This window comes from Ornithinimicrobium carbonis (assembly GCF_050703245.1).
GTDB lineage: Bacteria > Actinomycetota > Actinomycetes > Actinomycetales > Dermatophilaceae > Ornithinicoccus.
Genome location: NZ_CP192647.1, coordinates 26,513 through 52,985, shown reverse-complemented (window position 1 = coordinate 52,985; position 26,473 = coordinate 26,513). Strand labels below are relative to the sequence as shown.

Annotated in this window: 22 protein-coding genes and 4 pseudogenes; 17 read left to right on the top strand and 9 right to left on the bottom strand. The window is 68.3% G+C overall.

Features of this window, described 5'->3' with window-relative positions; genetic code table 11:
• Positions 1–271 precede the first annotated feature (271 nt).
• Positions 272–2,326, top strand: coding sequence for an acyltransferase family protein (locus ACQ95T_RS00270; RefSeq protein ID WP_431473341.1), 2,055 nt, complete (start codon positions 272–274; stop codon positions 2,324–2,326).
• Between the two features lie 201 nt (positions 2,327–2,527).
• Here ACQ95T_RS00270 and ACQ95T_RS00265 read toward each other — a convergent pair whose 3' ends face one another.
• Positions 2,528–2,758: a hypothetical protein gene (locus ACQ95T_RS00265; protein ID WP_431473929.1), complete on the bottom strand. Its 231-nt coding sequence runs from the start codon at positions 2,756–2,758 to the stop codon at positions 2,528–2,530.
• On the opposite strand from ACQ95T_RS00265, the pseudogene ACQ95T_RS00260 reads away from it, so the two are divergent.
• From ACQ95T_RS00260 to ACQ95T_RS00225, 8 genes and pseudogenes are all read left to right on the top strand, one after another.
• Positions 2,724–2,873: pseudogene (locus ACQ95T_RS00260) on the top strand (ATP-grasp domain-containing protein); the annotation flags it as partial. The gene ACQ95T_RS00265 and the pseudogene ACQ95T_RS00260 sit on opposite strands and share 35 nt — an antisense overlap.
• Positions 2,874–2,980: 107 nt before the next feature.
• On the top strand, positions 2,981–3,601 hold the full coding sequence (locus ACQ95T_RS00255; protein ID WP_431473928.1) for a hypothetical protein: 621 nt from the start codon (positions 2,981–2,983) through the stop codon (positions 3,599–3,601).
• A complete protein-coding gene (locus ACQ95T_RS00250) occupies positions 3,591–5,822 on the top strand; it encodes an alpha/beta hydrolase (RefSeq protein ID WP_431473340.1) in 2,232 nt (743 codons plus the stop codon). The genes ACQ95T_RS00255 and ACQ95T_RS00250 overlap by 11 nt, the downstream gene beginning before the upstream one ends.
• A 62-nt stretch (positions 5,823–5,884) precedes the next feature.
• Positions 5,885–6,436 (top strand): NYN domain-containing protein, encoded by a 552-nt coding sequence (locus ACQ95T_RS00245; protein WP_425943445.1) that lies wholly within the window; start codon positions 5,885–5,887, stop codon positions 6,434–6,436.
• A 120-nt stretch (positions 6,437–6,556) separates the two neighbouring features.
• Positions 6,557–7,084 (top strand): peptidase, encoded by a 528-nt coding sequence (locus ACQ95T_RS00240; protein ID WP_425943444.1) that lies wholly within the window; start codon positions 6,557–6,559, stop codon positions 7,082–7,084.
• Between the two features lie 43 nt (positions 7,085–7,127).
• Complete coding sequence (locus tag ACQ95T_RS00235; protein WP_431473339.1) at positions 7,128–9,335, top strand: phosphoenolpyruvate carboxylase; 2,208 nt, start codon at positions 7,128–7,130, stop codon at positions 9,333–9,335.
• Complete coding sequence (locus ACQ95T_RS00230) at positions 9,332–9,796, top strand: phosphoenolpyruvate carboxylase (RefSeq protein ID WP_431473338.1); 465 nt, start codon at positions 9,332–9,334, stop codon at positions 9,794–9,796. The genes ACQ95T_RS00235 and ACQ95T_RS00230 overlap by 4 nt, the downstream gene beginning before the upstream one ends.
• A 273-nt stretch (positions 9,797–10,069) precedes the next feature.
• Positions 10,070–10,849: an SRPBCC family protein gene (locus tag ACQ95T_RS00225; RefSeq protein ID WP_425943442.1), complete on the top strand. Its 780-nt coding sequence runs from the start codon at positions 10,070–10,072 to the stop codon at positions 10,847–10,849.
• A 940-nt stretch (positions 10,850–11,789) separates the two neighbouring features.
• On the opposite strand, the gene ACQ95T_RS00220 is transcribed toward ACQ95T_RS00225, so the two are convergent.
• Entirely contained in the window at positions 11,790–12,599 is an 810-nt protein-coding gene (locus tag ACQ95T_RS00220) for a hypothetical protein (RefSeq protein ID WP_431473337.1), read from the bottom strand.
• A gap of 175 nt (positions 12,600–12,774) precedes the next feature.
• Between ACQ95T_RS00220 and ACQ95T_RS00215 the strand changes: the two genes are divergently transcribed.
• Complete coding sequence (locus tag ACQ95T_RS00215) at positions 12,775–13,497, top strand: potassium channel family protein (RefSeq protein WP_425943440.1); 723 nt, start codon at positions 12,775–12,777, stop codon at positions 13,495–13,497.
• A gap of 612 nt (positions 13,498–14,109) precedes the next feature.
• On the top strand, positions 14,110–14,574 hold the full coding sequence (locus ACQ95T_RS00210; protein ID WP_431473336.1) for an HNH endonuclease: 465 nt from the start codon (positions 14,110–14,112) through the stop codon (positions 14,572–14,574).
• A gap of 386 nt (positions 14,575–14,960) precedes the next feature.
• Here ACQ95T_RS00210 and ACQ95T_RS00205 read toward each other — a convergent pair whose 3' ends face one another.
• The 3 genes from ACQ95T_RS00205 to ACQ95T_RS00195 form a co-directional block, all read right to left on the bottom strand.
• Positions 14,961–15,404 carry a hypothetical protein gene (locus ACQ95T_RS00205; protein ID WP_431473335.1) on the bottom strand — a complete coding sequence of 148 codons (444 nt, stop codon included), beginning with the start codon at positions 15,402–15,404 and terminating at the stop codon, positions 14,961–14,963.
• A 612-nt stretch (positions 15,405–16,016) separates the two neighbouring features.
• Entirely contained in the window at positions 16,017–16,502 is a 486-nt protein-coding gene (locus ACQ95T_RS00200; RefSeq protein ID WP_425943437.1) for a GNAT family N-acetyltransferase, read from the bottom strand.
• A 224-nt stretch (positions 16,503–16,726) separates the two neighbouring features.
• The gene (locus ACQ95T_RS00195) at positions 16,727–17,875 is read right to left on the bottom strand and encodes a hypothetical protein (RefSeq protein WP_431473334.1); all 1,149 of its coding nucleotides are present in this window, start codon (positions 17,873–17,875) and stop codon (positions 16,727–16,729) included.
• 297 nt (positions 17,876–18,172) lie between these two features.
• Between ACQ95T_RS00195 and ACQ95T_RS00190 the strand changes: the two genes are divergently transcribed.
• From ACQ95T_RS00190 to ACQ95T_RS00170, 5 genes and pseudogenes are all read left to right on the top strand, one after another.
• A complete protein-coding gene (locus ACQ95T_RS00190; protein ID WP_425943435.1) occupies positions 18,173–18,751 on the top strand; it encodes a GIY-YIG nuclease family protein in 579 nt (192 codons plus the stop codon).
• 233 nt (positions 18,752–18,984) lie between these two features.
• Positions 18,985–19,377 (top strand): hypothetical protein, encoded by a 393-nt coding sequence (locus tag ACQ95T_RS00185; protein WP_431473333.1) that lies wholly within the window; start codon positions 18,985–18,987, stop codon positions 19,375–19,377.
• On the top strand, positions 19,374–19,904 hold the full coding sequence (locus ACQ95T_RS00180) for a DinB family protein (protein ID WP_425943433.1): 531 nt from the start codon (positions 19,374–19,376) through the stop codon (positions 19,902–19,904). The genes ACQ95T_RS00185 and ACQ95T_RS00180 overlap by 4 nt, the downstream gene beginning before the upstream one ends.
• Positions 19,905–20,159: 255 nt before the next feature.
• Positions 20,160–21,275: pseudogene (gene mraY / locus ACQ95T_RS00175) on the top strand (phospho-N-acetylmuramoyl-pentapeptide-transferase).
• Between the two features lie 47 nt (positions 21,276–21,322).
• Positions 21,323–21,775: a hypothetical protein gene (locus ACQ95T_RS00170; protein WP_425943431.1), complete on the top strand. Its 453-nt coding sequence runs from the start codon at positions 21,323–21,325 to the stop codon at positions 21,773–21,775.
• A 396-nt stretch (positions 21,776–22,171) separates the two neighbouring features.
• On the opposite strand, the gene ACQ95T_RS00165 is transcribed toward ACQ95T_RS00170, so the two are convergent.
• Together ACQ95T_RS00165 and ACQ95T_RS00160 are read right to left on the bottom strand one after the other, a co-directional pair.
• Entirely contained in the window at positions 22,172–22,489 is a 318-nt protein-coding gene (locus tag ACQ95T_RS00165; protein WP_431473332.1) for a hypothetical protein, read from the bottom strand.
• A gap of 274 nt (positions 22,490–22,763) precedes the next feature.
• Positions 22,764–23,612, bottom strand: a complete 849-nt coding sequence (locus ACQ95T_RS00160; protein WP_431473331.1) for a hypothetical protein — start codon at positions 23,610–23,612, stop codon at positions 22,764–22,766.
• A gap of 870 nt (positions 23,613–24,482) precedes the next feature.
• Between ACQ95T_RS00160 and ACQ95T_RS00155 the strand changes: the two genes are divergently transcribed.
• Positions 24,483–24,680: a hypothetical protein gene (locus ACQ95T_RS00155; protein ID WP_431473330.1), complete on the top strand. Its 198-nt coding sequence runs from the start codon at positions 24,483–24,485 to the stop codon at positions 24,678–24,680.
• A gap of 93 nt (positions 24,681–24,773) precedes the next feature.
• On the opposite strand, the pseudogene ACQ95T_RS00150 reads toward ACQ95T_RS00155, so the two are convergent.
• Positions 24,774–25,643, bottom strand: a pseudogene (locus ACQ95T_RS00150) (DMT family transporter); the annotation flags it as partial.
• Between the two features lie 90 nt (positions 25,644–25,733).
• Positions 25,734–26,303: pseudogene (locus ACQ95T_RS00145) on the bottom strand (TetR/AcrR family transcriptional regulator); the annotation flags it as partial.
• Positions 26,304–26,473 lie beyond the last annotated feature (170 nt).

Here is a 26,473-nt window from a genome sequence, read left to right as displayed (position 1 = left end):
GGCGCCACGATCCGGACGACGACCCGGCCGAGATCCCACCGGCTCCACCGGCTCCACCGGCGCCCCCGGCCCCGCGCGGCCCCGAGGCGCTGCGCGCCCCCAGCCGGCGCGCACGACATACCCCTCCTCGCGGACCCGGACCAGCTCCGGCCGCAAGAGCAGCGGGAAGGGTCGTGGCCGGAGCGGTCGGCGCCGCGGGCCGGAGGGCGTCTCGCCCCGACCGGGGTACATCCCCGGGCTGGACGGCCTGCGCGCGATCGCCATCGTCTCGGTGCTGCTGTTCCACTTCCTGCCGACGACCCTGCCGGGCGGTTACCTGGGCGTGGACGTCTTCTTCGTCGTCTCCGGCTTCCTCATCACCACGCTGCTGCTACGCGACGTGGCCCGCCGGGGCAAGCTGGACCTGCTGAACTTCTGGAAGCGACGGGCGCGGCGCCTGCTGCCCGCGCTCGTCCTGGTCGTGATCACCAGCGTCACCGCCGCCCGGATGGTCGGCGGCGACCTGCTCGTCGGCATCGGGCGGCAGGCGCTGGGCGCGCTGACGTTCACGACCAACTGGCTGGAGATCGGGGCCGGGGCGAGCTACTTCCACAGCACCTCGCCCATCCTCTTCATCAACTTCTGGTCCCTGGCCGTGGAGGAGCAGTTCTACCTGTTCTGGCCGCTGGTGCTCGCCGTCGGGCTGGCGCTGACCCGGACCACGCGCCAGCGGCTCTACCTCGTCGGCGGGGCCGGGCTGGCCTCGACCGTCGCGATGGCCGTGATGTGGTCGCCGAGCCAGGACGCCACCCGGGTCTACTACGGCACCGACACCCACCTCATGGGGCTGATGGCGGGGGCGGCGCTCGCCGTCGCCTGGGCCGACCCCAAGCACCGTGCCGGACTGCGGAGCGCGGTATGGCGCCGCTGGCGGTGGGCGGCCGTGCTCGGCGCCCTCCTCGTGCTGGGGGCGCAGCTGCGGTGGATGGAGGAGGCCTCCGCGCTGACCTTCCGCGGCGGGTTCCTCCTGGCGTCGCTGGCGACCGTCGTGCTCGTCGCCGCGCTGCTGGAGTCCGACAGCCTCTGGCGCACGACGATGGAGCTGGCGCCGCTGCGGTGGATCGGTGAGCGGTCCTACGGCATCTACCTGTGGCACTGGCCGGTCCTGATGATCGTGGGGGCCATCTTCCCGTACGCCGTGGGCACCACTCGCGGCTGGATCGTCCTGGGCGGTGCGCTGACGCTCACCCTCGTGCTGACCGAGCTGTCCCTGCGGCTCGTGGAGCGCCCGGTCCGCCAGCACGGGTTCCGCCGCTCCATCCGGCGGGCCACCCGCTGGGTCGTCACGCCGTGGGAGATCAGCCGGACGCCCCGGATCGTCGGCGGCGTCGTGGCGCTCATGGTGGTGCTCACCGCGGTGGGCGTGGCCACGGCGCCGGAGAAGTCGCAGACGCAGCGGCAGATCGAGGACGTCGAGGAGCGCATGGGGGTGGCGGGCGCCGCGGGCGCCGCGGGCGCCGGCGAGGTCGGCGGCACCACCGGGATCACCGCCGGGCACGCGCTGGGCACCGCGGTCGAGGCCGGCCAGGACGGAGACGGCGCCGCCGCCGGGGAGGCGGAGGACGCCGTCGACGCCGGCACGGACGGGGCGGAGGCGGACGCGGCGGACGACGAGCAGGGCGGCGAGGCCGAGAAGGACGAGGCTGCCGAGAAGGACGAGGCTGCCGAGAACGAGAAGGACGGCGGGAAGGGCGAGGAGAAGGACGAGCCCGCGGACGACGCCGAGGTGCCCGAGGGCGCGGTGACGCTCAACGGGTCGGCCTACACCGCCGACGCCGACGGCCTGCTCGTCCCGGCCGGGGATGAGATCACCGCCATCGGTGACTCCCTGGTCGTCACCAGCGCCGACGGGCTGACCTACCGCTTCCCGGGCATCGCCTACGAGGCCCGGTCGAACCGGCAGTGGCACGACACCCTGGCCGTCATCGAGGAGGCCGTGGCCGCCGGCACCGTCCGCGACAACGTCGTGCTGCACCTGGGCACACACGCCGGTGTCGACGAGGAGGCCCTGCGGGCGGCGCTGGAGGCGTTCGGGCCCGAGCGCAACGTCGTCGTCATGGACCTCTACGTGCGCAGCTCCTTCGTCGACTCCTCCAACGAGACCATCGCCGAGGTCGTCGCCGAGCACCCCAACGCCGTGGTCGGCGACTGGAACGGCACGATCAGCCAGCAGCCCCAGGTGCTGCAGTCCGACCAGGTCCACCCGGACATCGACGGGATGCACGTCTACGCCGAGGTCGTGGCCCGGGCCTTCGACGAGCTGGCCGGCGGCGCGCCGGAGGACTGACGCGGCCCGGCGCCATACCCGCACCGGCGGCACCGGATGTGGCAGGCTCGACCCCGTGAACATCGTCTTCGTCGAGCCGCACTTCCCGCGCAACCAGCGCGAGTTCCCCCGGGCGCTCGCCGAGACCGGCGCCACGGTCATCGGCATCGGGGAGACCCCGGCGGACTACCTGGACGACCAGCTCAAGGACTGGATGGTCCACTACGAGCAGGTGGGGTCGGTGACCGACCTGCACCAGATGACCGAGGCCGTGCGCCGGGTCCAGGGGATGGTCTGGGTCGACCGGCTCGAGTCGACGATCGAGTCCCACCAGCTGGTCGCGGCCCAGGTCCGCGAGGAGCTGGGGATCCCCGGGACGTCGGTGCGCACCACCTGGCTGTGCCGGGACAAGCCCTCGATGAAGGAGGCCCTGCGCCGGGCGGGGGTGCGCACGGCGGCCACGGTCGGTGCCGACGACGCCCAGCAGGTGTGGGACTTCGTCCGCGAGCACGGCTACCCGGTCGTCCTCAAGCCCCGCGACGCGGCCGGCGCCGCCGACACCCGCAGGGTCGACGACGACTCCCAGCTGGCCGAGGCGCTGACGTCGATGGGCCGCTACTCCTCGATCGCGGTGGAGGAGTTCGTCGAGGGGCACGAGGGGGGTTCTACGACACGGTGGCGATCGACGGACAGATCGCCCTGGACTTCGCCTCGCACTACTACCCCAACGTGCTGGAGGCGATGCGCGCGCGGTGGATCTCCCCGCAGTTCGTGGCCACCAACCGGATCGACGGCGGGGGGCTCTACGACGAGCTGCGCGAGATGGGCACCCGGGTCAACGCGGCGCTGGGCATCGGCACCTCGGCCACCCACATGGAGTGGTTCCACGGCCCCAAGGGCCTGGTGTTCAGCGAGATCGGCTGCCGGCCCCCCGGCGTGGGCTGCTGGGACCTCTACAACGCCGCCAACGACATGGACGTGTATGCCGCGTGGGCGGAGGGGGTCGTGCACGGTCGCATCAGTCAGCACCCCACGCGCAGCCACTCCGCCGGCATCGTCGCGCTGCGGCCGGACCGGGACGGGGTGATCAGCGGGTACACCGGACTGGAGGAGGTCGAGAACCGGTTCGGCCGGTGGATCATCGACGCCAACGTCCCGGTGGCCGGCACCCGCACCCAGCCGGTCGAGGCGGGCTTCATGGCCAACGCGTGGGTGCGCATGCGCCACCCCGACTACGACCACCTGCGGTTCATGCTCGACGAGGTCGGCCGCATCGTCCAGGTCCATGCCGGCTGACCAGGTCCCCGAGGACCTGGTCGCCGACCCCCGGATCACCCTGCTCGGACCTCAGCGCGACCCGCGCCTGGGGCAGGTCGTGGCCGACCTCGGCCTGTCCGGACGACGGTTCGCCACGATCACGGCCGGCTGGCGGGACCGCGAGGCCGACGACGCCCTGCTGGCCGAGCAGCTGGACCACCGGTGCGTGAACCTGGGGCTGTGGCAGCTCATGCAGCAGGTGTGGGAGTCCGACCCCGAGCTGGCCGAGGCGGACCGGCGGCGGCGCCTGGTGCACACCGAGATGCAGGAGCTCTACCTCATCGGCCTGGAGCAGGCCGTGGAGGCGCTGCGCCGGATCCGCCAGCACACCCCCCGGGAGCCGCAGGTCGTGGAGATGGCCGTGGAGGACGTGCTCTCGATCATGCGCGAGATGGACGTCCGCCACCTGGAGCGGGTGGGTGAGCTCAACCACAACTTCTACACCCGCTGGGAGCTCCAGCACCGCGACGCCGTCGTCACGGCCCGGTTCCACGTCGGACGCCTGGTCGCCGACACCGAGGCGGTCGTCGTCACCGGCGGTCACGTCGGCGTGCTCCTGGGCGCCCTGCACCTGTTCAACCTGGGACCCACGCTGGCGACGCCGACGCAGGAGGCCACGAACACACCCTTCGAGCACGCCGCCGACGGCGACCTCGACGCCGCCCCCCGGCTGCTGCGGCCGATCGTGGCCTGGGGCGCCGGGGCGATGGCGCTGACGGAGCGGGTGCTGCTCTTCTACGACGACCCGGTCGCGGCGCCCGGGGTGTCCGAGCTGCTGATGAACGGGCTGGGGCTGACCCGCGGGCTCGTGGCCCTGCCCTCGCCGCGGGAGCGGCTGATGATGAAGGACCAGGCCCGGATGATCATGCTGGCCGCGCGCACCGCCCCGTGGCGCGCCGCTGCTGCTCGAGGAACGGACCCAGGTGACGCTGAGGGCCGACGGCCGGCTCCCCGCGGGTGCCCGGGTCCTGGGCAGCGACGGCCTGCCCCACGACCTGGAGGTGGACGCGTGAGCCTGCCCACGCCATACCCCATCCCTCCTCGACCCAAGGGCAAGCTGGCGATCACCCGCCTGCGCGGCCGGGCGCCGCTGACCGTCGCGGAGGTCGACGAGTTCGTCGCGGAGCACGAGGTGCCGATCGTCGAGGGAGCCAAGTGCACCTTCCTGCACCGCGGCCACGCCGACGCGGTGGCGGTGCTGCACCGCATCGTCAACCAGCCCCAGCACGTGCCGATGAAGCGGCTGGAGGTCCTGGACGGCGACCCGTTCTGGTACGTGACGATCGAGCTGCCGGCGCACTCGCGGGTGGAGTACCAGCTCGAGGTCCGGGCGGGCGGGACCGTCGACACCTTCAACGACCCGTTGAACCCGCACGTCGCGCACAGCCCGGTCGGCAGCTCCAGCGTCTGCCAGGCCGCCGGCTACGAGACCCCCGGGTGGGTGCTGCCGCAGCCGGACTCCCGGCCCGGTGAGCTGATCGACTGGAACCTGCCGTCCAAGGCGCTGCGGCGCACGACGCACAACCGGGTCTACCTGCCCGCGCGCTACCGGCGGTCCAGCTCCTACCCCCTGCTCGTCGTGCACGACGGGGACGACTACATCACCTACGCGGCGATGAAGACGGTGCTGGACAACCTCATCCACACCCTCGACATGGCCGAGACCATCGTGGTGTTCTCCAACCCGGGGGACCGGCTGCGGGAGTACCCCAACCACGCCCCCCACGCCCGGCACCTGACGCGCGAGCTGCTGCCGGCCCTGGAGGCCGAGCTGCCGGTCGTGCAGCGGTCCGACGCGCGTGCCCTCATGGGGGCCAGCTTCGGGGGGGTCGCGTCGTTGTCGACGGCCTTCCGCAGCCCCGACACGTGGGGCAACCTGTTCCTGCAGTCGGGCTCGTTCGTCTTCACCGACATCGGGTCCGACCACGGCGGCGGGCCGGCCTTCGACCCGGTCGTGAAGTTCATGAACCGCTACCGCGAGCGGCCGCGACGGGTGGCGGACCGGATGATGATCACCTGCGGGGTGTACGAGCCGCTCATCGTGCCGAACCGCTCGATGGTGCCGGTGTTCGAGTCCACCGGGGCGCAGGTGAGGTACGTGGAGTCGCGGGACGGACACTCGTGGGAGAACTGGCGCGACCGGCTGCGGGACGGCCTGTCGTGGATCTTCCCCGGCCCGCAGAAGCTCGTCTACGAATGATCGTGGACGATCAGGCTGTCTAAGAGTTTTTGTAGATCCACGGATATCGACCTAGGAGAGAGATGACGACCTCGTACCTGCTGGTGGACGGCGAGAACATCGACGCCACCCTCGGCAACAGCATCCTGGGGCGTCGCCCCCATCCGGAGGAGCGCCCGCGCTGGGACCGGCTGCTGACCTTCGTCCAGGACACCTGGGGCAACCCGGCCAAGGGGCTGTTCTTCCTCAACGCCAGCTCCGGGCTGCCGATGTCCTTCGTGCAGGCGCTGCGGGCGCTGGGCTACACGCCGGTGCCACTGTCGGGGTCGGCGGAGGAGAAGATCGTCGACATCGCCATCCAGCGCACGCTGGACGCGCTGGCCGAGCGCGAGGACGACGTCATGCTCGTCTCGCACGACGGGGACTTCCTCGCCTCGATCGAGCCGCTGCTGGACGGCAGCCGGCGGGTCGGGCTGGTGGCCTTCGAGGAGTTCCGCAACAGCGGGTTCACCGAGCTGGTGCACCGGGGGATGGAGTTCTACGACCTCGAGCGCGACACCCGGGCCTTCAACTCCACGCTGCCGCGGATGCGGATCATCCCGATCGAGGAGTTCGACCCGGCGCAGTTCCTCTGAGGCGGGCGGCGACGCGACCGCATCGTGACCTGCCGGTGCTTCCCTCGCGCCCTCGTGCGTGGCACTCTTGGGAGGACCAAGCAGTGACCTGCATCACACGAGGTGGCTGAGGAGGTCGTCGTGCCGGATCGGGAGGTGCCGCCCGTCGAGGTGGCGCCGTGCACCAAGGACGGGTCGTTGGCGGGGTTCGTCATCTCCAACCGGTGGCCCGACGACACCCTGGAGTGGACCAACTTCCTGCTGCTCGCGGTGCAGATGGCGGCGGTCCCCGGCCTCCTGGGCGGCAGCACCGTCTTCCGGGTCATCGAGGAGCCGCCCGAGGGCGCCGCCCGTGCGGTCGGGCTGGTCCTGGCGGAGGTGCGCATCGGGGACCTCGAGGAGATGATCCCCGGAAGGTATGCCGAGCACCCGCCCCCCGGTCTGGCGGTGCTCCACCCGCCGGGCTCGACGATCGCGTCGGTGCCGGAGTACGCCACCGCGTCCGGCTGCCTCTTCCTGCCGGGAGTCCCCGACCTGGGCCTGGACCACCGGGCCGCCTGGGTCGAGGCCGACGCCCAGGGGCACGTCACCCGGATGACGAGCAGGGCCAACGTCGACCCCGGATGCGACGCCGACACCGCGGCGCTGGCGCTGCTGCTGGCCTCCTGACGCGTCCGGACGACGCCCTGCCCCGGCCGGTACGTTGGTCGGCATGCCGCACCTGGACAACGACCTCGGCCTGCTCATCGAGCTGCACGAGCAGGTGCTGCACGAGGCGGGCCATCCTGAGCTCGTCGACGTGCTGCGACGGTTCCAGGATCCGGACGTGGTCGAGGACGCGCACCTGGTTCCTCCCCGTGGGGCGGACGAGGTCGCCGCGGTCAGTCGTGCGGCCACGGTCCGGCTCCACCTGACCAACCTGGCCGACGAGCGTCACCGCGCCCGGTCGCTGCGCACCGAGGACGGCGAGCACGGTGGTTCGGTGGACACCGGCGACGTCGGCCCGACCGTGGCGAGCGTGGGACCCCAGGCCCGGGACCGGTTCGCGCGGATGTGCATCCACCCGGTCCTCACGGCCCACCCCACCGAGGCGCGGCGCCGCGCGGTGACCACGGCGCTGCGCCGCCTCGCCGAGCAGCTCGACCGGCACGCCGACCCGACGGCGGGGCCGACCGAGCAGGCGTTCGCCCGTCGGCGCATGCTCGAGGACATCGACATCCTGCACCGCACCTCGACCCTGCGCACGACCCGCCCCCAGCCCGTCGACGAGGTCAGCACGGTGCTGTCCATCTTCGACACCACGGTCTTCCGGGCGCTGCCTCGTTTCCAGCGAGCCGTGGAGGCGGCGTTGGCCGCCCAGGACGAGGGGCCCGTCGGCCAGGAGCTCCCCTCGCTGGTGCGCTACGGGTCGTGGGTCGGCGGCGACCGCGACGGCAACCCCCACGTGACGGCCGAGGTCACCCGGGCCACGATGGAGGCCCAGGCGGGCGTGGCGCTGAGGACCCTGCAGGCGAACGTCGAGCGGGTGGCCCTCACCCTGACGATGGACGAGGAGGGGACCCCGCCGTCCGCCGCTCTGCGCGAGGCGCTCGCCAACGACGCCGTCACGCTCCCGGGAGAGTTCGCCGGGATCGCCAAGGACTCTCCGGCCGAGCCGCACCGGCAGAAGCTGCTCGTCGTCGCCCGTCGGCTGGAGGCCACGGTCGAGGGCACGGCCGGCACGGCATACGGCGATCCCGAGGAGCTCCTCGAGGACCTGGCGCTGGTGAGGACCTCCTTGCTGGCCGCGGGAGACCGCCGTGCGGCGCACGGGGAGCTGCTGCACCTGGTGTGGATGGTGCAGACCTTCGGGTTCCACCTGGCCGAGCTGGAGGTGCGCCAGCACAGCGACGTGCACGTGCGGGCCCTCGTCGAGCTGTTGGGTCACGTCCGGGCCCAGGGGGCCCGGGTGGACGGCCACCCCGTGGACGACCCCGAGCGGGCCGCCCGCGACCCCCGGGTGCTGGACGCCCTTGCCCGGCAGGGATGGCCGATCGCCCTGCCCGAGCTGTCCCCGACCGCGCGGGAGGTGCTGGACACGCTGCGCGTCATGGCGTGGCTGCAGCAGCGATGGGGGGTGCGGTGCTGCGGGCGCTACATCGTCTCCTTCAGCCAGGGCGCCGACCACCTCGTGGCCGTGCGGGCGCTGGCCAGGCTCGCCGTCGGCGACCGGCCGCTGCGCCTGGACGTGGTGCCGCTCTTCGAGACGGGCGAGGACCTGCGGGCCGCCGGCAGCACCCTCGAGGAGTGGCTGACCCTGCCGACCACCCAGGCCTGGCTGGAGGAGCGGAACCGCCGGGTCGAGGTGATGATGGGCTACTCCGACAGCGCCAAGGACATCGGTCCGGCCGCGGCGACGCTGACCCTGCACCGGGCCCAGCAGGAGCTGGTGGGCTGGGCCCGCAGCCACGACGTCGAGCTGACCATCTTCCACGGCCGCGGTGGCTCGCTGGGGCGGGGAGGAGGACCGCTGCACCGCGCGATCACCGCCCAGCCCACCGGGTCGGTCGACGGGCGGTTCAAGGTCACCGAGCAGGGGGAGGTCATCTACGCGCGCGCCGACGTGCGGCTGGCCCAGCAGCACCTCGAGCGGATGGCCTCGGCCGTCCTCCTGGCCGACTCTCCCGACGTCGTGGAACGGCGCGAGCGGGCGGGCGAGCGCCACGCAGCCCTGGGCGAGCGTCTGGAGGTCGCCAGCCGCACGGCATACCGCGGGCTCATGGACACCGGGGGGATCGCCGACCTCGTGGCCGAGGCCAGCCCGTTGGACGTCCTGGGAGACCTGCGGCTGGGCTCCCGTCCGGCCCGGCGGGGGGAGCGGGCTCCGGTCGGAGCCTGGCCGACCTGCGGGCCATCCCCTGGGTCTTCGCGTGGTCGATGACCCGGGTCAACCTGCCCGGCTGGTACGGCCTGGGCTCCGCGCTGGAGGCGGAGACGGACCGGGACGCTCTGCGAGCGGCCTACCGCGAGTGGCCGGTGCTGTCCTCGCTCCTGGACGTCGCCGAGATGAGCCTGGCCAAGAGCCACGAAGGTCTGGCCCGGGAGTTCCTCGACCGCGCCGGCCGCCCGGAGCTGACGGCGACCATCCTGGAGGAGATGCGACGCACCAGGGAACAGGTCCTGGACGTCCTCGACCAGACCACGCTGCTGGAGCACAAGCCCCACCTGCGGACGGCGGTGGCGCTGCGGCGTCCGCTCATCGACGCCCTGAGCCGGGTGCAGCTGCACTGCCTCGAGGAGCTCGACACGGCCGGGGCGGACACGGAGGAGGGTCGGCCCTGGCACCGGGCGCTGCTGCTGACGATCAGCGGCATGGCTGCCGGGCTGCAGAACACCGGTTGACGCCGTCGCGGGCTCCCCAGGCTCGTGCGGAGGCGCGCTCGGCTCGGGCGGGTGGGCTCGTCAGGTCGCTGCCGGTCGCGCGCCGTCGGCGCCGCGCGACGTCCGGTCTGAGCATGGTCAGCACGAGGGCCCAGTGGTGCCTGCACCGAACCACGGGACCGCCTCTCCCTCGCTGTTCACCCGGCATCCGGTTCCCTACTGGGTCATCCTGACAGGGCAATCCCCCATCGTCAGCCGCCTCGGAGACCGGGCGGAGGAGCAAGGAGAGAGAGCATGACGACGCACGTCGAAAAGTCCATCCTGGTCAACGTTCCGGCCAGCACCGCCTACAACCAGTGGACCCAGTTCGAGGACTTTCCGCAGTTCATGGGCGGTATCACCCGCGTGACGCAGCTCGGTGACGACCGTCTGGAGTGGGTCGCCGAGATCGGTGGGGTCCGGCGGCGGTGGGAGGCCCGGATCGTCGAGCAGGTGCCGGACCGGAAGGTGGCCTGGGCGGCGACGGAGGGCGCGACCAACGCCGGTGCGGTGACCTTCGAGGACGTCGGCGGAGGTCAGACGTCGGTGCATCTGTCTCTCTCGTACGAGCCCGAGGGCGTCGTCGAGAAGGTCGGTGACACGCTGAACGTCGTGGAGAACCAGGCAGAGGCCGACCTGGAGCGGTTCAAGGAGTTCATCGAGTCCGAGGGCTACGCCACGGGTGCATGGCGAGGAACGGTCGACCCGGGCGCGACGGTCGGCGCTCCCGGCGTGGAGGATGCCGCGGCCTCGGAGGGCGACAGCGGCAAGGCGGGACTCTCCGGCAAGGCGGTGGCGGCAGGGGTCGGGCTTGCGGCAGCGGGTGCCGCCGCCGCGCTGGCCGGCAAGAAGAGTGACAACGACGAGGAATCCACCGGAGACGTCGGACGCACCGTGGCCGAGGAGAGGGTCGTCGTGGACGAGCCCACCGGGGCGGCATGGGTCGAAGGCGACCCGGCGGCTCCCGTCGTGGACCCCGTCCTCCCGGAGGAGGACGTGGAGCGTCCCGGACGCGGGCAGTCACCGCGTCCCTGAGTCGACCATCACTCATCGTCGGCGGGGACGGCGCCTGGCGTCGTCCCCGCTGTCGGCTCCAGCCGAGCTCTGGCATCCCGGGAGGCCTCTGACCTGGTGAAACTCGAGGGCCTCGCACGGTAAGACCCCCTGCTTGCAAAGTCCACGGATGGGGTACGTGATGAGGCATTCCTGCAGGTCAGGGCGTTGCAGACCACACCGGATCGCGCCCATTGCGTACCCCACTGCAGTACTTTTCTGGGGTACGGGCGGTGCAGGGTCACTTACCCCCTGAGCGGAAAGACATCGCCGTGCCTGCGTCCGCAATTCATGAGGGGCGTCGCCGAGGTGTCCGGTGTCCAGAAGGTTCGGTCGCTCGGTCGGCTAACCGCTTGCCTCGAGCCGATCGTCCGCGTCCGGCATTTCCCCGGGCGCGGACTCGTCAGGACCATCTTGGGAGGACAGCGCTCCTGAGGCCGTCGATGGGGGCGCTGGGATCTCGACGGGCTCTTCTCGAAGCTTCGGCGGCGTGGCCGACCATGCCTTGAGGTTCTGGAGCACGTCTGCGTAGAAGGTGTCGGTCAGGTCCAGGACCGAGTCGATGAACCCGCCGCGGCCGCGAGCGCGTTTCGTGCCCATCGGGGCGCTGAGGGCGACCCGGAACTTCTTGATATCGCGCTGGGATCTGCGACGAGCACGCCCGGGTTCTCTCGTACGGCCCCCAGCAGCTCTGTCGTGCCGGGTCCGCGGGTGTTCGCCATGAAGGACTCCACGCGTACCTGGTCCGGAGCGCTCTTCAGTTGCCGTACTAGCCAGTTCACCCTGGTTTGTGGCCGTCCCTGCCGTGGTGCGTCGATGTCCGTGTGGCAGGTGACTCTTCCGGCTCGAACGTCGACGGTGATGGTGATGGGGCCGATCGCGTCCGGGATCTTGATCGCCCCGTTCAGGACCCCGTCGGTCTCTAGCGACGCGAGAAGAGTCTGGGACCGCAGCGCGGGGTCGGCGAGCTCACGCCGGCTGTGCAAGTGGGTGACGTCGGTGCCCAGGCGTCGCCCGAGGCGCAAGCTGGCGTACCGCAGGAGAGCGTCGAACCGGGCGACCACGTCCGGCCCGCCCTTGTCGCTGGCGCGGAAGGTGCTGGATGTGACTGCCTGTCGGACCGGTACCCATTCAGCAGCGCCATGTCCTCGAACTCCATGGCACCGGACTTCGGGTGCTCGAGGTAGCGGATGAGCTCGCCCAGGATCCACGCCTGCTCGGGATCGGAGACGCCACGGTGTTCCTTCTGCACGACGGCCGTCGACAGCAACAAGCTCCACGACCAGTGGTGGATCGCGACCTTGCGAAGCTTCCGCTTGTCCACCTTTGTCGGGTGCTGGGTTGGAGTCGGGGGGATCTCGTTGCTGATCGTCAATAGGGCGTCGAACCCGTGCTCCTTTGCGACATCGAGGTAGGCCTCGAGCTGCTCCGTCGCCAGCTCGTTCTTGCCGGTCTTGACCTCGACCAGCGCGGTCCACACCTTCTGGCCCCGGGACACTCTGATCAGCCCGTCCGGGTAGACGCGCTTGTCATTGAGGTCGAAGGGCACCTCGATGTACGTCTCCAGCTTCCCGGCCGGTACTCCCAGGGGTTTGAGCATCGCTCGACTGAAGTCGGGAACTGCCGACATCACCGCCAGCAGTGCCGAGGTGGCCCGCCGCTCTTGCTCCTCTGCCCCCGAGATCCCGGACGTCGGGATCAGACGCGCCTCATTCCACGCTTCTTCAGCCACATTGCTCCTCCCGTTGGCCGCCACCATAGCCTCCCCGCCCTGACATCTGTCCCACGGGCAGGCTTTCGGCATTTGCCGACGACGTTCGGGCCGACCAGACCACGGCGTCTATGCGCGGCGGGCGGTCAGCGATTGTCGCCACGTGGTTCTGCGGTGGGCACCTACGATGACGGCCATGACTGAGGCACCCCTTGAACGCTGGGAGCGACGCAGTGAGTGGCCCCTGGCCGGCCTCGCCGCGGCCTTCCTCGTTGCCTATGCCTGGCCCATTCTCGATCCCGGACTGGACCCGACCTATCGACAAGCCTGTGCAGTCACCATGTGGGTCATTTGGGCCGCGTTCGCCCTCGACTACGCCACCAGGCTGTTCATCGCGAACGACCGTCAGAAGTTCGTGCGGAGGAATCTCCTCGACCTTGCGGTGATCGTCCTTCCAATGCTGCGCCCTCTGCGCATGCTCCGACTGGTGCTGCTACTTAAGGTCTTCAACCGCGCCGGCGCCAGCGGACTGCGTGGACGTGTGGGCACCTACCTCGGTAGCGGAGCCCTCGTTCTCGGCGTGGTCGCCGCGTTAGCCGTACTCGATGCAGAGCGCTCCAGTGAGCAGGCCAACATCACCACCTTCGGAGACGCCTTGTGGTGGGCGATCACCACGATGACCACCGTCGGTTACGGGGATCAGTATCCAGTCACGAACACCGGGCGCATGGTGGCTGCTGGCCTCATGCTCGGCGGCATCGCCCTCCTCGGCACCGTGACCGCCTTACTGGCCTCCTGGTTAGCCGAACGTGTCGCCCTCGAAGCCGAGGAAGCGACCGAACCACTGGTCGCCGAGATTCAGGCGCTGCGCCGTGAAGTCGACAGACTGCAAACAGAGGCAACACACAACACGGAGTAAGCAGAATCCCCGCGGTCCCGGGGTACACAGGGCGGACGCGGGACCCTCCTCGGCGCGGCAGTTCCGTGCGTCCACGCCGCGCGCCGTGATTGCAAGTGCCCGCGCCCCGGCGCCTCGTGACCGGCCCACACCTAGTCCCTCGCCGACGCGGCACGTGATGAACAATGTCACCATGCTTCGGCGCTACTGGTGGGTCAACCAGACCACCAACTACGATCCAGAGATCCTCGAAGGGCGGCTTTGGACGTCTCCCAACAGGCACGGCACTCTCATCGCAGGCCGCAAGGCCATTCTTGCGATGAGGCCGGGGGATCTAGTCTTTCACTACAACCGGGGTCGCATCCGAGCGCTAAGCGTGGTAGCCACTTCCGCCATCGACACGCCACGCCCCGTGACGTACCCAGCTCAGAGCCCACTAGACCCTGAGGATGGCTGGGCGGTATACCTTGATGTCATTCGTTCCGACCTCTCCGTCCCAGGTGGAGACGTGCGCAGGGTGCTTCCACCACACGGACAGACACTCTCGACAGGATCGGTGCCGTTAACCGTCGGTACCTTTCAGAACTGCCGGCGGAGGATGCCGAAGCACTCGCCTCCCTGGCCGGCATACCTATGCCAGCAGAGGACAGTTTCGCGGGGCGACCCTGGTCCGAGGTTGTCGACCCAGATACCGAGACGGACGGACGTCACTGGGCTACCTTCAGGCGAGAGCAGGCGCACTTGCGAGCAAGCCTTCTGGGTGGAAGCAAGGCGGAGTCTTGCGCGATTTGCGGAGCCACCTTTCCTAGCGAACTGCTCATTGCGGCCCATATCAAACCGCGGCACATGTGTACAGAGGCGGAGCGTCGAGACTATACATCCGTAGCGATGCTTCTCTGCGCACTCGGATGTGACGTCCTGTTTGAGTGGGGGTACGTCGTAGTGGATAACCACGGCATAGTCCGTGTGGGCCGTGACCCTGCTTCCTCTGAGGTAGCTAACCGAGTAGCCACACTCGCGGGAAGGCCATGCAAGGGCTATAATGCAAGGACGGCGGACCATTTCGCGGTTCGCGGCGAAGTTGTTCATCGCCGGTGACGACACCCCTCGTCCGCAAGTCACTGAGAGCGGATCAAACATAACGATGCTGTTGCCATGGTTCATGGGGCTGGTTGTGCCGCAACCCATGGTCATCGTGCCTCACGAGTAAGCCAGGGATGCATCGGTGACTGGCAGCGAGATTGATCCTCGCGTTGACACGATGCTGGACTACAGGGATTAACGCCCGCGGTGTGAGGGTCACATGGCCTCGATGCGCCCTCGGCCATCCAAGAGCCTCGCGGTCTCCAGCGCCTCTTCGAAGGATGGGCGGTCCAACCAGGTCTTCTCTAACATGTGCCGGTGTATATCGGGAGAGCGCAGGCTTGCGCGATCGATGTAGTAGGGCTGAAGACCTTCCCAGGCACCTAGGCCCCAGTCGTAGATCATCCACTGAGGCGCGACGTACTGTTGGGCACGTTCCATGTTGTCACTAACGCGTATCTGTCCTTAACTGATCTGGCGACACTCAATGCGTTTCCCAACTCAGTAAACACAAGCGCGGGATCGAACGTTGCGCGAGGATACAATGACGACTTGCGCAGCTCTTCTGCGACTCGGAACATAAATTGTTCCGGAGTCTGTTGGAGCTGCCAAGGGACTACTGCGACGCCTTCGCCGTCACGTTTCTCAATATGCATGACGACGCTTGAGTCCACGCTCGGCAGCAACCGCGCATAGACATAGGCACCGGGGTCAACAAGTTTGACCCTAATTCCCCAACGGCGACTCACCTCCTCAAGTCTGATAGACCGTTCCAATGCCTCGTGGACAGATTCGCAGCTTGGATTCTCCATAATGGCTCTGAGCTCGGCCTCCTCGGCGGCCATTGACTCAGTCTGCGACGCGGCGAACCGCTGGCGGAGCTCCGACAGAGTTTGCCGTGTCTCCTCTTGAGCGAGGTGCACCTCGTCGCTGAGGACCTCCAGGTTTTCTCTGCGTAGCCTGTACCTTGACATTCATGGCCCGCTGAACCAAGAAGAGTGGAACGAATAGGAGACTGGCTGTCCCCGTGTTCACCAACACTGCCGAGACCCACCCCTCCAGTTCGTACGACGCGTATAGCTGTGCTGCCCCTGCGGCCGTAACTGCCGATCCGATCCACATGGCCCGGTTCTTTGATGCCCTTACCATTTGACTCATTTCGATCTCTCCCTGATAGGCATGCAGTCACCAATGTCGCCACGACCCCCGGCTTCGTTCTTGGGGAGGTGCTCAGCAACTATAAGGGTCGCACGGGACTGCGTTCCGATTCATGCCCCCTCGCCTAACACAGGTCTCTACTCGGGGAGGCTCGGACTAGATCCTGGACAGACCACACCGCTTCTCGGGTGGTTCTGTGTGCCGCACGCGCACGTTCCAGGCGTCCGGACATCGGCGTGAGCGACATGCGGCAGAGTAGTGCGCTCGCGAACGCTCGAAGTCCGGGGCCGGCAGTCCCCTCAGGTGGCCCACGTGGTCCGGCGCCAGACGACCGCGGCGTTGGGGTCGCCGCTCCGAGACGGTTCAACGCTCACGACGGTCCAGCCCTCTCGTTCGTAGAACTTGGCGGCCTCGGTGTTCCCGGCGAAGTGCTCGACAAGGACGTGGTCGGTCACCCTTCGGAGGGGTTCGATGGCTTGCTGCAGTAGATCTGCCCCTATGGACTGCCCGCGAAACTCAGGCGCCAGATACAGCTTCCATACGACGTGGTCTTCGCCCAGAACACCGATCTGCACCACTCCTATGATCTTCTCGCCCTCGACTGCGACATGGACGCGACTGGCTTCGACGGCCGGCTTCATCCGCTCCGTCGTCCACCACTGCAGTTGTGCTCGTGCGCCTTCATCGCCGAGGATCGGAGCGTAGTGAGCAGGGACGACGTCGAGCGCGAATCGCTCGATGGCGGAGAGGTCGTCAAGGCGGGCCAAGCGAATAGTCACAGGCATACCTCAAGGTATGACGGGTGGGCGCCCTCGGTGTCGGGAGCTGCTGTCTGGACCACAGCCGACGAGTGACCCGCGACGGATTTCAGCACGAAGCAGGCGTCCGACCTGCGGCATGATCGGACGAGCGTAGCCGTCCTCAGCGCGGCATGACAGTGTGCTCAGCCGCGCTGCCGAGGAACCTCGTGACCCCACGGTAAACGTGTACGGAGCGGGCCAGTGGGCGGCTACGGCTTTGTCAGCTGGAGCAGTTGTCTACATTTCTCCTGGGTCATGGACCACTTCCACTCGCCGCCCTCGAGCAGCATGTGAGCGTCGACCGGAAGCGTCATTCCTTCAGCAGACACCTCGGCGCTGACTTTGGTGGCCGGGAGGGAGACGTCCGTACCAGGGATGAGCATCTCGCCTACGTCCTCGACGCTGAGGGTCTTGCCCCACTCAATGACTGGCGGGCTCTCGGCCGACCTGCAGGCGACGTACGCGTCCTCGGAGATGACCTCGCGCTGCGCACTGACCAGGGTCTCGTAATGTGCCTGCCAATCCTTGGTGCCGAACTGCTCCACCCAGATCTGGAAAGCCTCCTCAGGGGTTCCACTCTGAGGTGCCGCCTCGGAGGTGGGCTGCTCCGCCGTCTCAGCGCCATCCCAATCGCTGGGTGCGCCGACGAAAGTGGAGCAATCCGCCGGCTCCTCAGATGCGAGGAGGTTCACGTCGACCTTTACCTTCCCCTGTGCTGGAACCAGCTCCGGGTACGCGCTGCCCCCGCCCACGATCGATCCGGCGTCATCGCGGCATAGCAGGCTCACCCTAGGAGTCTTCAGCGACATGTCGAGGGTGTTCGACAGTTCGAAGGAGGCGGTGTGGGAGCCGTACTCCTCGGTGAACTTCACCGGGCTCGTCGGCATCTCGGGGAAGGGTTTGTCACTGAACGCGCCGGAGGCCTCGACGTCCAGAGCAGCCTCGACCTTCGCCGCCGTCTCGCCTTGGGCGAGGCTGACCTGAGTGCCGACGATGTGATCTGTCTCGGGCAGCGAGAAGGACTCAACCTGGCTCTCCGACGCCAGGATGTTTCCCTCGGCGTCGAGCACGTTGAAGTTCACTGTGACTGTCTGACCGACGTAGGCGGAGTTGTTGTGGACGAGGGCGGTCACCCAGACATACTCGTCCGACTGCCCGAAGCCCGCTTCTTTCAGGGTCCCGAGCTCTGCCGGCGCCGAGGTTGACGCTGCTGCAGTGGTCACTGCAGCTGCCTCTGGGGAAGCCGTAGGCGCGTCGTCGCTGGTCGTTGCTGGCTCCGCCGGCTCAGGCGTGTCGTCGGTCCCGCACGCCGAAAGGGAGACGACCAGTGCCGCACCCGCGAGAAAGCGCCGATTCATAAAATGCTCCTGCCCCTACGACCCCATGTCGATGAAAGCGCATCGTAACCGAGCGCGGGTGGCTGGTTTCAGGCGGGCCAGCCCGCCGTCGGGTCAGGCCGTCCGCTCGCTATCCCCAGCCTTCGTCACGCCCGTGCGCACCCACCCTTCGGAGCGAGGTCCAGCCACTCCCGGGAGGCACCCTCCTGGCGGCACTTCTGGATGCTTGTCGGGCTCAATTGGTGGTGATCCCGCCCTCCCAGTCGACGGGAGAAGCAGGATCGGTGTCGAGATGCCCGGGTGGGTGAGAATGGGGCCATGACGGGTGACCACGCGATCGCCACAGTGCTCGAGTCGTTGGCTGGCACAAGGCACGCGCACGCTGACGCGGTGCGACTCGTTCCGACGGAGCCAGGCCTATATGCGTTCTATGGCGACGATCGCGCGTGGGCTGAACTTAGGCTGAGTCCCGCCTTCGACGACCAGCCTCTTTACGTCGGCAAGGCAGAGAGCAGTCTCAACGGTCGTGACGTGGGCACTCACTTTGCCGCTGGCAAGACCGGCTCCTCTACCGTCAGACGCAGTCTCGCGGCTCTGCTTGTGGACGAGCTCGCCCTTGCAGCCACCCCTCGCAATGTGGCCAAGCCCGATCGCAGCGCCAACTTCGGTCTGGACGACCCGAGCGAGCACAGGTTGACCAGCTGGATGGAGCAACGGCTTTCCTTGACCACTTGGAGCAAGCCCGAAGGCACTGACCTGGTCAAGATCGAGACCAAGGTCTTGCACCACCTCCGACCTCCGCTGAACCTCACTCATGTGCAGGAGCCGAGAGTCCGCCTCCGGGCCGCCCGGCGGCGCATGGCCAGAACTGCGCGCGCCTGGACACCGGGGGTCTGAAGTGTTCGGCTAGCGGCAAATCCGGTCGTTTCCATGTCGGCTTGGGCGCCGCGTCATCGTCCGAGACGTCGATCGTGTCGGGCTCAGCGAGGATGGTGCCCATGACACACAGCTTGGGGCTCGAGGGTCGGACAGTACGGGTTGGTGGACAGCCCCGGCGCGCCCTCCTGCAATCCCTTCGCGAGTTCGGCGTACGCCTCAACGCCCACGCCGAGACACTGCTTGGGCACCCAGTGTTTGATAATCCGGAGAGTCGAGATCTGCAGTTGGTCGAGCGAACTGTGCAGCAGCTCGGGCTGTCGGTCGGCGGCACTCAGTCGCAGGTGTTCGAGGCGGCACGGACACACGGTTTCCAGCTCTGCCCAGTGATCAGCGGCCCGTTCCTCCGGCTGGCAATGATGGACCAGCCAAACGCACCAGACTCCGTCTTGTCTGCGGGTCGGGCGCCAACTGGTGCCATTCACGTGGCGTCGAAACCGCTAAGCAGCGACGAGGCATACCCGAAGGGTTTCTATCTGCGCGTCGTCGATGACGAAGTCTGGCTGAGGGGGTATCGGTGCGACAACGCCTATCAATGGGGCCCGGAACAGCGGCTGGCCCTCGTCGCACCTACGGTTGAGCGGTGACGACGACCTTTGATCCTGCGGACCGCGCGCAGACGCCTTTGGTGGCTGATGAGAAGTCGATGCTGCTGGGGATGCTGGCATTCCAGCGGGACACGCTTCGGTGGAAATGCTCGGGCCTGACCGCAGAGCAGCTCGCTCTCGAGCACGCGCCAAGCGTGCTGTCGCTCGGGGGCCTGCTCAAGCACCTGGCGGTGGTGGAGTTCTCGTGGGTGCACATGACGTTCGCCGGGGGCGACGACTCACCAGCCTGGAGCACTCAACGGCAGGAGGGGCAGGACGGCTGGAGTCTTCGGACCACTGCCGGGGAGACGCCGCAGGTGCTGTTCGACCGGCTCACGCAGGCGCAGCGGCTCACCGAACGTATCGTGGGTGAGGTGCCGAGCCTGGAGGCACTGTCCCAGGAGATGCCATACGGAGAGCCCTGCTCGCTGCGGTGGGTCCTGCTGCACCTCGTGCAGGAGTACGGCCGTCACCTGGGCCATGCCGACCTGATCAGAGAAGCGGTCGACGGCACCGTCGGCATCTAGGCCACTGGGTCCGCGAGCCCGCTCCAGCACGCTGGGCCGCGGCAAGCAGAGAGCCCCGCCTGACCCGTGAAACACCACATCGCAGGAGCGACACTCGCGCGCGGGTCCGCGATCGGCACGGTGTCCTGCCCTAACGTGGACCGGCGTCCAGGCGGGGCCTAAGCCCCGGCGCCCGAAACGCATCTCAGTGCGTGACCTGCCTTGCCGGGGCAGCCGCACCCCCCGACAGTGGCCGAGCTGCCGCAAGGAGACCAGATGGTCAACGTCATGCTCGCCGGTGGCTTCTCCATGGCCATCGCGCTGCTGTGCACCCCGTTGTTCATCACCTTCTTGGTACGGCGCCGCTACGGACAGTTCATCCGCGACGACCTGACCCACCACCACGTCAAGCGCGGCAAGCCCACGATGGGCGGCGCGGTGATCATCGCAGCCGCGATCGTTGGCTACTTCGCCACCCACGCCAGCCTGTTCGTCCTTGACGCAACGGGCGTGGTGCAGGTGACCCACAGCCGCATCTCGCTCAGCGCACTGCTGGTCCTGTTCCTGCTCACCGGGCTGGGACTGGTCGGCTTCCTGGACGACTACACCAAGATCCGCAAGAACGCAGTCTTGGTCTGACCTCATGGCAGAAGCTCATCGGTCAGACGGTGGTCACCGTGGTCTTCGCCCTGGCGGCCCTGCTGGCCACCGACGAGCAAGGACGCGCGCCCGCCTCGACCGCGATCTCCTTCGTCCGCGACACCCGCCTCGACCTGGCCTTCGCCGGCCCTGTCGTAGGCGTGATCCTGTTCATCGCGTGGGCCAACGTGCTGATCGCCGGGGCCTCCAACGGCGTCAACATCACCGACGGCGGCCTGGACGGGCTGGCCACCGGGGCCTCGGTCATGGTGTTCGGCGCCTACACGGTCATCGGCATGTGGCAGTACAACCAGAACTGCGAGCTCATGCCAGGCCCAAACTGCTACAACGTGGCCGACGCGCTCGACCTGGCCGTCGTCGCCGCAGCGATCGCCGGCGCCTGCTTCGGGTTCCTGTGGTGGAACGCCTCACCAGCCCAGATCATCATGGGCGACACCGGATCACTGTCCCTGGGCGCTGCCCTGGCCGGCCGGGGCGATCCTGACCCACACCCAGCTCCTGCTCGTGATCCTGGGCGGCCTGTTCGTCATCGTGACCTCATCAGTCATCATCCAGGTCATCAGCTTCAAGCTCACCGGCAAGAGAGTCTTCCGGATGGCACCGCTACACCACCACTTCGAACTGCTCGGCTGGGCCGAGGTCACCATCGTCGCCAGGTTCTGGATCATCGCCGGGATCTGTGTCGCCGCGGGCGCGGCCATCTTCTACGGCGAATGGGTCGTCAACCTCTAGCTAACTCCATGCGGCATGACCGGATGCGACAAGTGCAGGATGGGTCCGTGAGCGAGAGTTACTTGCACATTATCCCCACGGACCCGCAATGGATACCCGATGACGCCGACGCGGCGGCTGCAAGACGGGCCCTCGGGGACGTCTGCCCGGACGCCGGAGAAGTGACCGCCGAGCGCGGCGACGAGATCGGCTTCGTCGATCAGGGTGGGAACTTCATCGCCATCCGTTGCCCGCACTGCCACGAGGAGATGCCCGTCCAGTGGTGGCAGGGCGAGATGAGTAGAGCGTACGAGCGCAACTTCACTGACCTTGTCCTCGTCACGCCGTGCTGCGCTGAGCGCAGCTCGCTGAACGACCTGGACTACGACTGGCCGGCAGGCTTCGCTCGCTTTGTGCTCGCTGCGCGAAGTCCCGGCCGCGGCTGGCTTACGCCGGACGAGCTCGCCCACGTCACCGCGGCATTGCGCCACCCCGTCCGCCAGATCCTGACGAGGTACTAAGCCCTCGTCGTCACGGTGGACCGCTGAATTGGGCTCCTCTGGACCGTGGACCGCTAGCGGGGGCGACCAACCCGCGGCAGTGTCGGATGCGTGTCAGGTCGCAGCGTGCCGGCGCATGTGTGTCATGGACGGGTCCACATAGTCAACTCAACGTCTGTCGGGTTACTTCGTGGGGGATCTTCTTCCGCGCGTATCACGTAGGGCGTGTGCGCCGAGGTTCCCACGAGGCTTCTTCGGCCATCGTCGCTGTTTCTTAGCCATAGGCGCTTTCTGGCACTGAGCCGGCGCGGCCGCCGTGCGTCCAGGCGCCTCCTCCCTGGGAATGTGCCTGGAGCCTTCCACCAGCGGGTGTTGCGGGACGGTGAGCGAACAGGGCTGCAGATGCCCCGCGCGACCTCAGCCGGTACGGCGGACCGCGAGCCCGTGCGGGTCGGCTTGCTCACGCCCGTTGTCCAGGACGTTGCTGACCGCGACGTGGCCGCGGACGACCCCCTCACGTCCGTCCTTGCGCACCTCGAGCACGAGCAGCCCCGGTGCGTCGCCGGTGGCGGCGTGCGCGCCGCTGAGCGGGCTGGGGCCACGGGTCGCCGCGTAGACGGCCCTTCCGTCCGGGGCCTGCGCGACGATGTCGGGAGCCGGGGCCTGAGCCCACGGTGACCGGAGGTTGATCGTCTCGCCGGCCTGCCCGTTACGGCCCTGGTAGACCTGCAGCACGTGCGCTGAGCGTCGAAGGCCCAGACGTAGCGGTCACGGACGGTGACCATGCCGTGGGCGTCGCGCGGGCCGCGGGTGTCCTGCTCGACGAGCTGCACCTCCGGTTGGGCTTCGGGGTTCCACAGCTCGGGTCCGCCGACCGGCACGCGGTAGACGAACCAGCCGGACAGGGTTCCGGCGGTCCGACCGCCGTTGCCGTAGACCCAGCCCTGCGACTCGGTGAAGCCGCAGCCGTCACGGGCCACCTCGGTGGCCGGGTACTCGGCGACGATCCTCATGGGCGTCGCGTACGGGTCGAGAGCAAGGAGGCCGCCTCCGCGCAGCGAGATGAACGCCGGGTAGCCGCTGGAGGGGATGAACGGGCAGATCGGCGCGTTGTCAGGGCGCATGGTCGGGTCGCCCGGGGTCTCGACCGGGTCGCCGTGGGGGGTGTCGCCGGAGGCCAGGCTGATCGTCGCCGCGGTCTCTTGGCTGAAGGTGCCGCTGGCGTAGTCGGTGCGGATCCGCTCGACTTCTTGCCGTTCTGGTTCGCCACGATGATGAAGCGGTCGTCGGGAGTGGGCACCGCTGCATGGGCCTGGACCGCACCAGCGGCGCCGACCTCGGTGCGGAAGCAGGCGGCCGGCTCTCGGGTCGAGGCGTCGATGATGACGACGTGCCCGCTCGCCACGAAGGACAGGACCGCGTGCGACTGCGTGGCGTTGAAATAGATCATGTGGGGTCGCACCGGGGTGACGCCGGTCGCCTCGCGGCACAGGTCCGCGGTGGCCGCGCTCAGCTCGACCACCTCGGCCTGGGCAGCCGCGGTGTCGTGGCGCAGGTCACTGCCGTCGTAGATGTAGATCCGGCCACCGAAGCTCGGAGCCGAGGTGTTGTCGGTGTTCGACTGGTCCACCAGCCAGACCTCGTGCCGGTCGCGCTGGGCGACGTTGGAGTAGGCGCCGCCCACCGGCCCGGCAGCGGTGACCGGGGGCGGAACGTAGGGGGAGCCGAAGTGGTCCTCACCGTCGTGAGCGCTGACGGCGGGGACCCCGAGTCCGCTGAGGACGAGCGCAGCCAGGGCGGCGAAGACGGCTGGCCGGGTACGCGCCCGTCGGCGGGCCCCGGTGGTCTGACGAGACATGGTGTTCCTCCGGGAAGGCTGGCTGAGATGGCTGCGCTGACGCGCAGACCCCGATTATGGACACATAACGGTCGATTATCAACTGGGGTGGAAGGCCGCCCTTAACCTCGCACCACGCACTGTCGGCCGCGCCCGCCGAGCCTGGTCCGCTCGACCCACGAACATCTCAGTCCGGTAGCGAGACGATGAGAAGCACGCATCGTGTGAAAACCCTCCGACCCGGGCAAGGAACCGGCAGGGCACCTGTGACGATGGCAGCTCAAGCCGATCGACACGACGCGCACGCGCGTGACCACGGGATGCGACGGCGCCGTACAGACCCACCGCCGAGAGTACTGATGCGGCAGGTATCAATGGGCCGGCGGATGATCCACGAGAGGCGTCTACTGCCCTGCCACCGAGTACGCCGACACGGACACGGCTCGCTCCAGCATGCCTGCGGACACGGCCGAGGTGAGCAGTCAGGATGCGCCCAGGCGCCCAGCTCACGAAAGGAGGTCACCGACGAGGGTAGGAGTTTCCTCGTCCACGACGTCACCGGCTCCGTGCCGGAGGGGCACAAGGATGGCCACGTCCGTTCGTTCTACATCTATCTCAACAAGAACGAGGGCGATGGACATGTCGCCTAGCTCAGCGTCGCAGCGCCACGGATGACAATCATGAGTCCTTGGCGACCCGATACGAGGGGCCTGCCTGCCCCGGAGGACCTGTCTGCAGGGCCCCGCGCCCGCTGATCTTCGCGACGAACTGGAGGAGCGTGAGGTCCCGGTCCGGGAGTGGGGTGAACTGTCGGTCCATGGCACCACCGCACCGGTCGTCACTTTGAACGGGCACTTGGACATATGCGCCAGAGCACCTGCCGGTTTCCCGGTGTCGTCGGGGGAGGACTGTGGGTACAACGACTCGAACGGACGCTTCTACGGGTTCATCCCTGACCTCCACGGAACGCTCGTGGTCGAGGGAACAATCAAGGAGGATGTGATGGATGGCGAGCTCCCGACGGCCGAGGACATGACCGTCGTGGTCACCGAACTGCAGTCATGGGCTGGCAGCATAGAACTACCCTGACTGCGGATCCTCAACCTGAACTCCTGACCAGCGACTCGCGGCGAATGCGTGCCTTCCCAGGCGGGTCCACGAGGATGTGGTTGACGCGGATCCTCACGTCGTTGCTCCTGCCGGTCCATTACTTGCCTCGGCCGGTGTCGGTGCGGGCTGTGATGGTTCTTCGCGCCGCTTGCCTGTGGCCGCGCCGAGTCCCTGCAGCACCAGGCCGAGAAGCAGCAGTCCGACGCCGGTCGTACTGATCAGTGTCAGCCGTTCGTCAAGTACAACAATCCCGAGAGTGGTGGCGACAACGGGCTCAGCCAGCATGAGCGTGGTGACCGGGCCCGCGGGGAGCTGGGCGAGACCGCGGACGAAGAGCAGGTAGGCCAGGGTGGTGGTCACCAGGCCCAGGTGCAGCGCCATCCCCACGCCCCGCGGCTCGAGCAGCCACGCCATTGGCTGGGTGGCCAGCAGCGGGAGGAGCAGCAGGCCGCCGAGGCCGAAAGCAGCGGCCATCACGGTGGAGGGTTCTTGTCCGGCACTGAGTTGCCCCTTGGCGAGCACGGTGTAGCCGGCATAGGCCAGGCCGGCCAAGATGGCCAGTGCAACTCCCACGAGGTCGACTCGTTGCGCCGCGCCACCTCCGGTGACCAGCAGTGTCAGACCAACCAGGCACAGACCGGTCGCAAGGACCCAGGACCGCCCGGGGCGTTCACCCAGTACGAACCGGGCAAGAAGGGCGGCCAGGACAGGCCCGCTGCCGATTGCGGCGAGGGTCCCGATGGCCACGCCCGCCTGCTGAACCGCGGCGAAGAAGGACACCTGGTACAGCGCGGTGCAGACCCCGATGGCTACACCCGCGGGGGTCCGCCATAGGCGGACCGCATCCCGACGCAGCCCCCCGACCAACGGCAAGACAGCCATCAGCCCCATGCCTCCGACGACGAGGCGGACGGCGCCGACTCCCAGCGGCGTGGTCCCCTCAGGGCCGAGCGCCTGTGCGGTCCCGGTGGTCCCGAACAGCGTCGCGGCCACCAGGACCGCCCCCACGGCCAGAGGCGCGCTCAACACCCCCTCCAGCATCTGTGCCGCCATCGCCCGGGCCCGTCGCAGGCGGGAGGCGTCACCCTCCAGGCCGGCACGGGCCATTGCTCCCTCGAGGAGGAAGACCATGTGCTCGGCCAGGTCCTCGGCCTGCTCTTGCCCGACCACGGTGCACAGGTGCGTGACCAGGATCCGTTCCACTTCTTCCTTGTGACGCCTTACCGCAGATCGTCCCGGATCACCGACCGGCAGCTCCGCGGCCGCGTTGAGCAGTCCGCAGCCCCGGAACCCGTGCGGGTACGCCGAAGAGGCGTGATCGACATAGGCGTCGAACACCGCCAACACCTTCTCTGTGGGCGTGGCCGCCCCGGCCAGTCTCGCCTCGTACCGGTCCATCCAGTCCCGGTGCCGACGATCGATATAGGCCTCCACCAAGGCCGCCTTGGAACTGAAGTTGTTGTACAGGGACATCTTCGCAACCCCTGCCGTCGCTGTGATCGCATCAATCCCTGTCGCGTTGACCCCATCGGCGTAGAACCGCGTCGCGGCCGCGTCCAGCAACCGTTCGCGCACCGAGCCGCTCTTGGTCGTGTGTCCCATCAAGAACCAGCCTCCACATAGTAGGTAGGTCAGTCTACATACCAGCGGAACCGGTGTGCACCACGGACCGGACTCTCCTTGTTGGACGTCGGGACCTGCAGACCGCACGACGGGCTTCGGCGGGGTCGCGGTGGTCACGTCCCCCCTGCCGTTCACCTGCGTATTCCTGA

Coding starts and splice junctions, on each gene's coding strand:
- ACQ95T_RS00250 (WP_431473340.1), top strand. CDS start 3,591: ATGCCGGCTGACCAGGTCCCCGAGGACCTGGTCGCCGACCCCCGGATC.
- ACQ95T_RS00245 (WP_425943445.1), top strand. CDS start 5,885: ATGACGACCTCGTACCTGCTGGTGGACGGCGAGAACATCGACGCCACC.
- ACQ95T_RS00235 (WP_431473339.1), top strand. CDS start 7,128: ATGCCGCACCTGGACAACGACCTCGGCCTGCTCATCGAGCTGCACGAG.
- ACQ95T_RS00230 (WP_431473338.1), top strand. CDS start 9,332: ATGACCCGGGTCAACCTGCCCGGCTGGTACGGCCTGGGCTCCGCGCTG.
- ACQ95T_RS00225 (WP_425943442.1), top strand. CDS start 10,070: ATGACGACGCACGTCGAAAAGTCCATCCTGGTCAACGTTCCGGCCAGC.
- ACQ95T_RS00215 (WP_425943440.1), top strand. CDS start 12,775: ATGACTGAGGCACCCCTTGAACGCTGGGAGCGACGCAGTGAGTGGCCC.
- ACQ95T_RS00210 (WP_431473336.1), top strand. CDS start 14,110: ATGCCAGCAGAGGACAGTTTCGCGGGGCGACCCTGGTCCGAGGTTGTC.
- ACQ95T_RS00205 (WP_431473335.1), bottom strand. CDS start 15,404: ATGGCCGCCGAGGAGGCCGAGCTCAGAGCCATTATGGAGAATCCAAGC.
- ACQ95T_RS00200 (WP_425943437.1), bottom strand. CDS start 16,502: ATGCCTGTGACTATTCGCTTGGCCCGCCTTGACGACCTCTCCGCCATC.
- ACQ95T_RS00195 (WP_431473334.1), bottom strand. CDS start 17,875: ATGAATCGGCGCTTTCTCGCGGGTGCGGCACTGGTCGTCTCCCTTTCG.
- ACQ95T_RS00190 (WP_425943435.1), top strand. CDS start 18,173: ATGACGGGTGACCACGCGATCGCCACAGTGCTCGAGTCGTTGGCTGGC.
- ACQ95T_RS00160 (WP_431473331.1), bottom strand. CDS start 23,612: ATGTCTCGTCAGACCACCGGGGCCCGCCGACGGGCGCGTACCCGGCCA.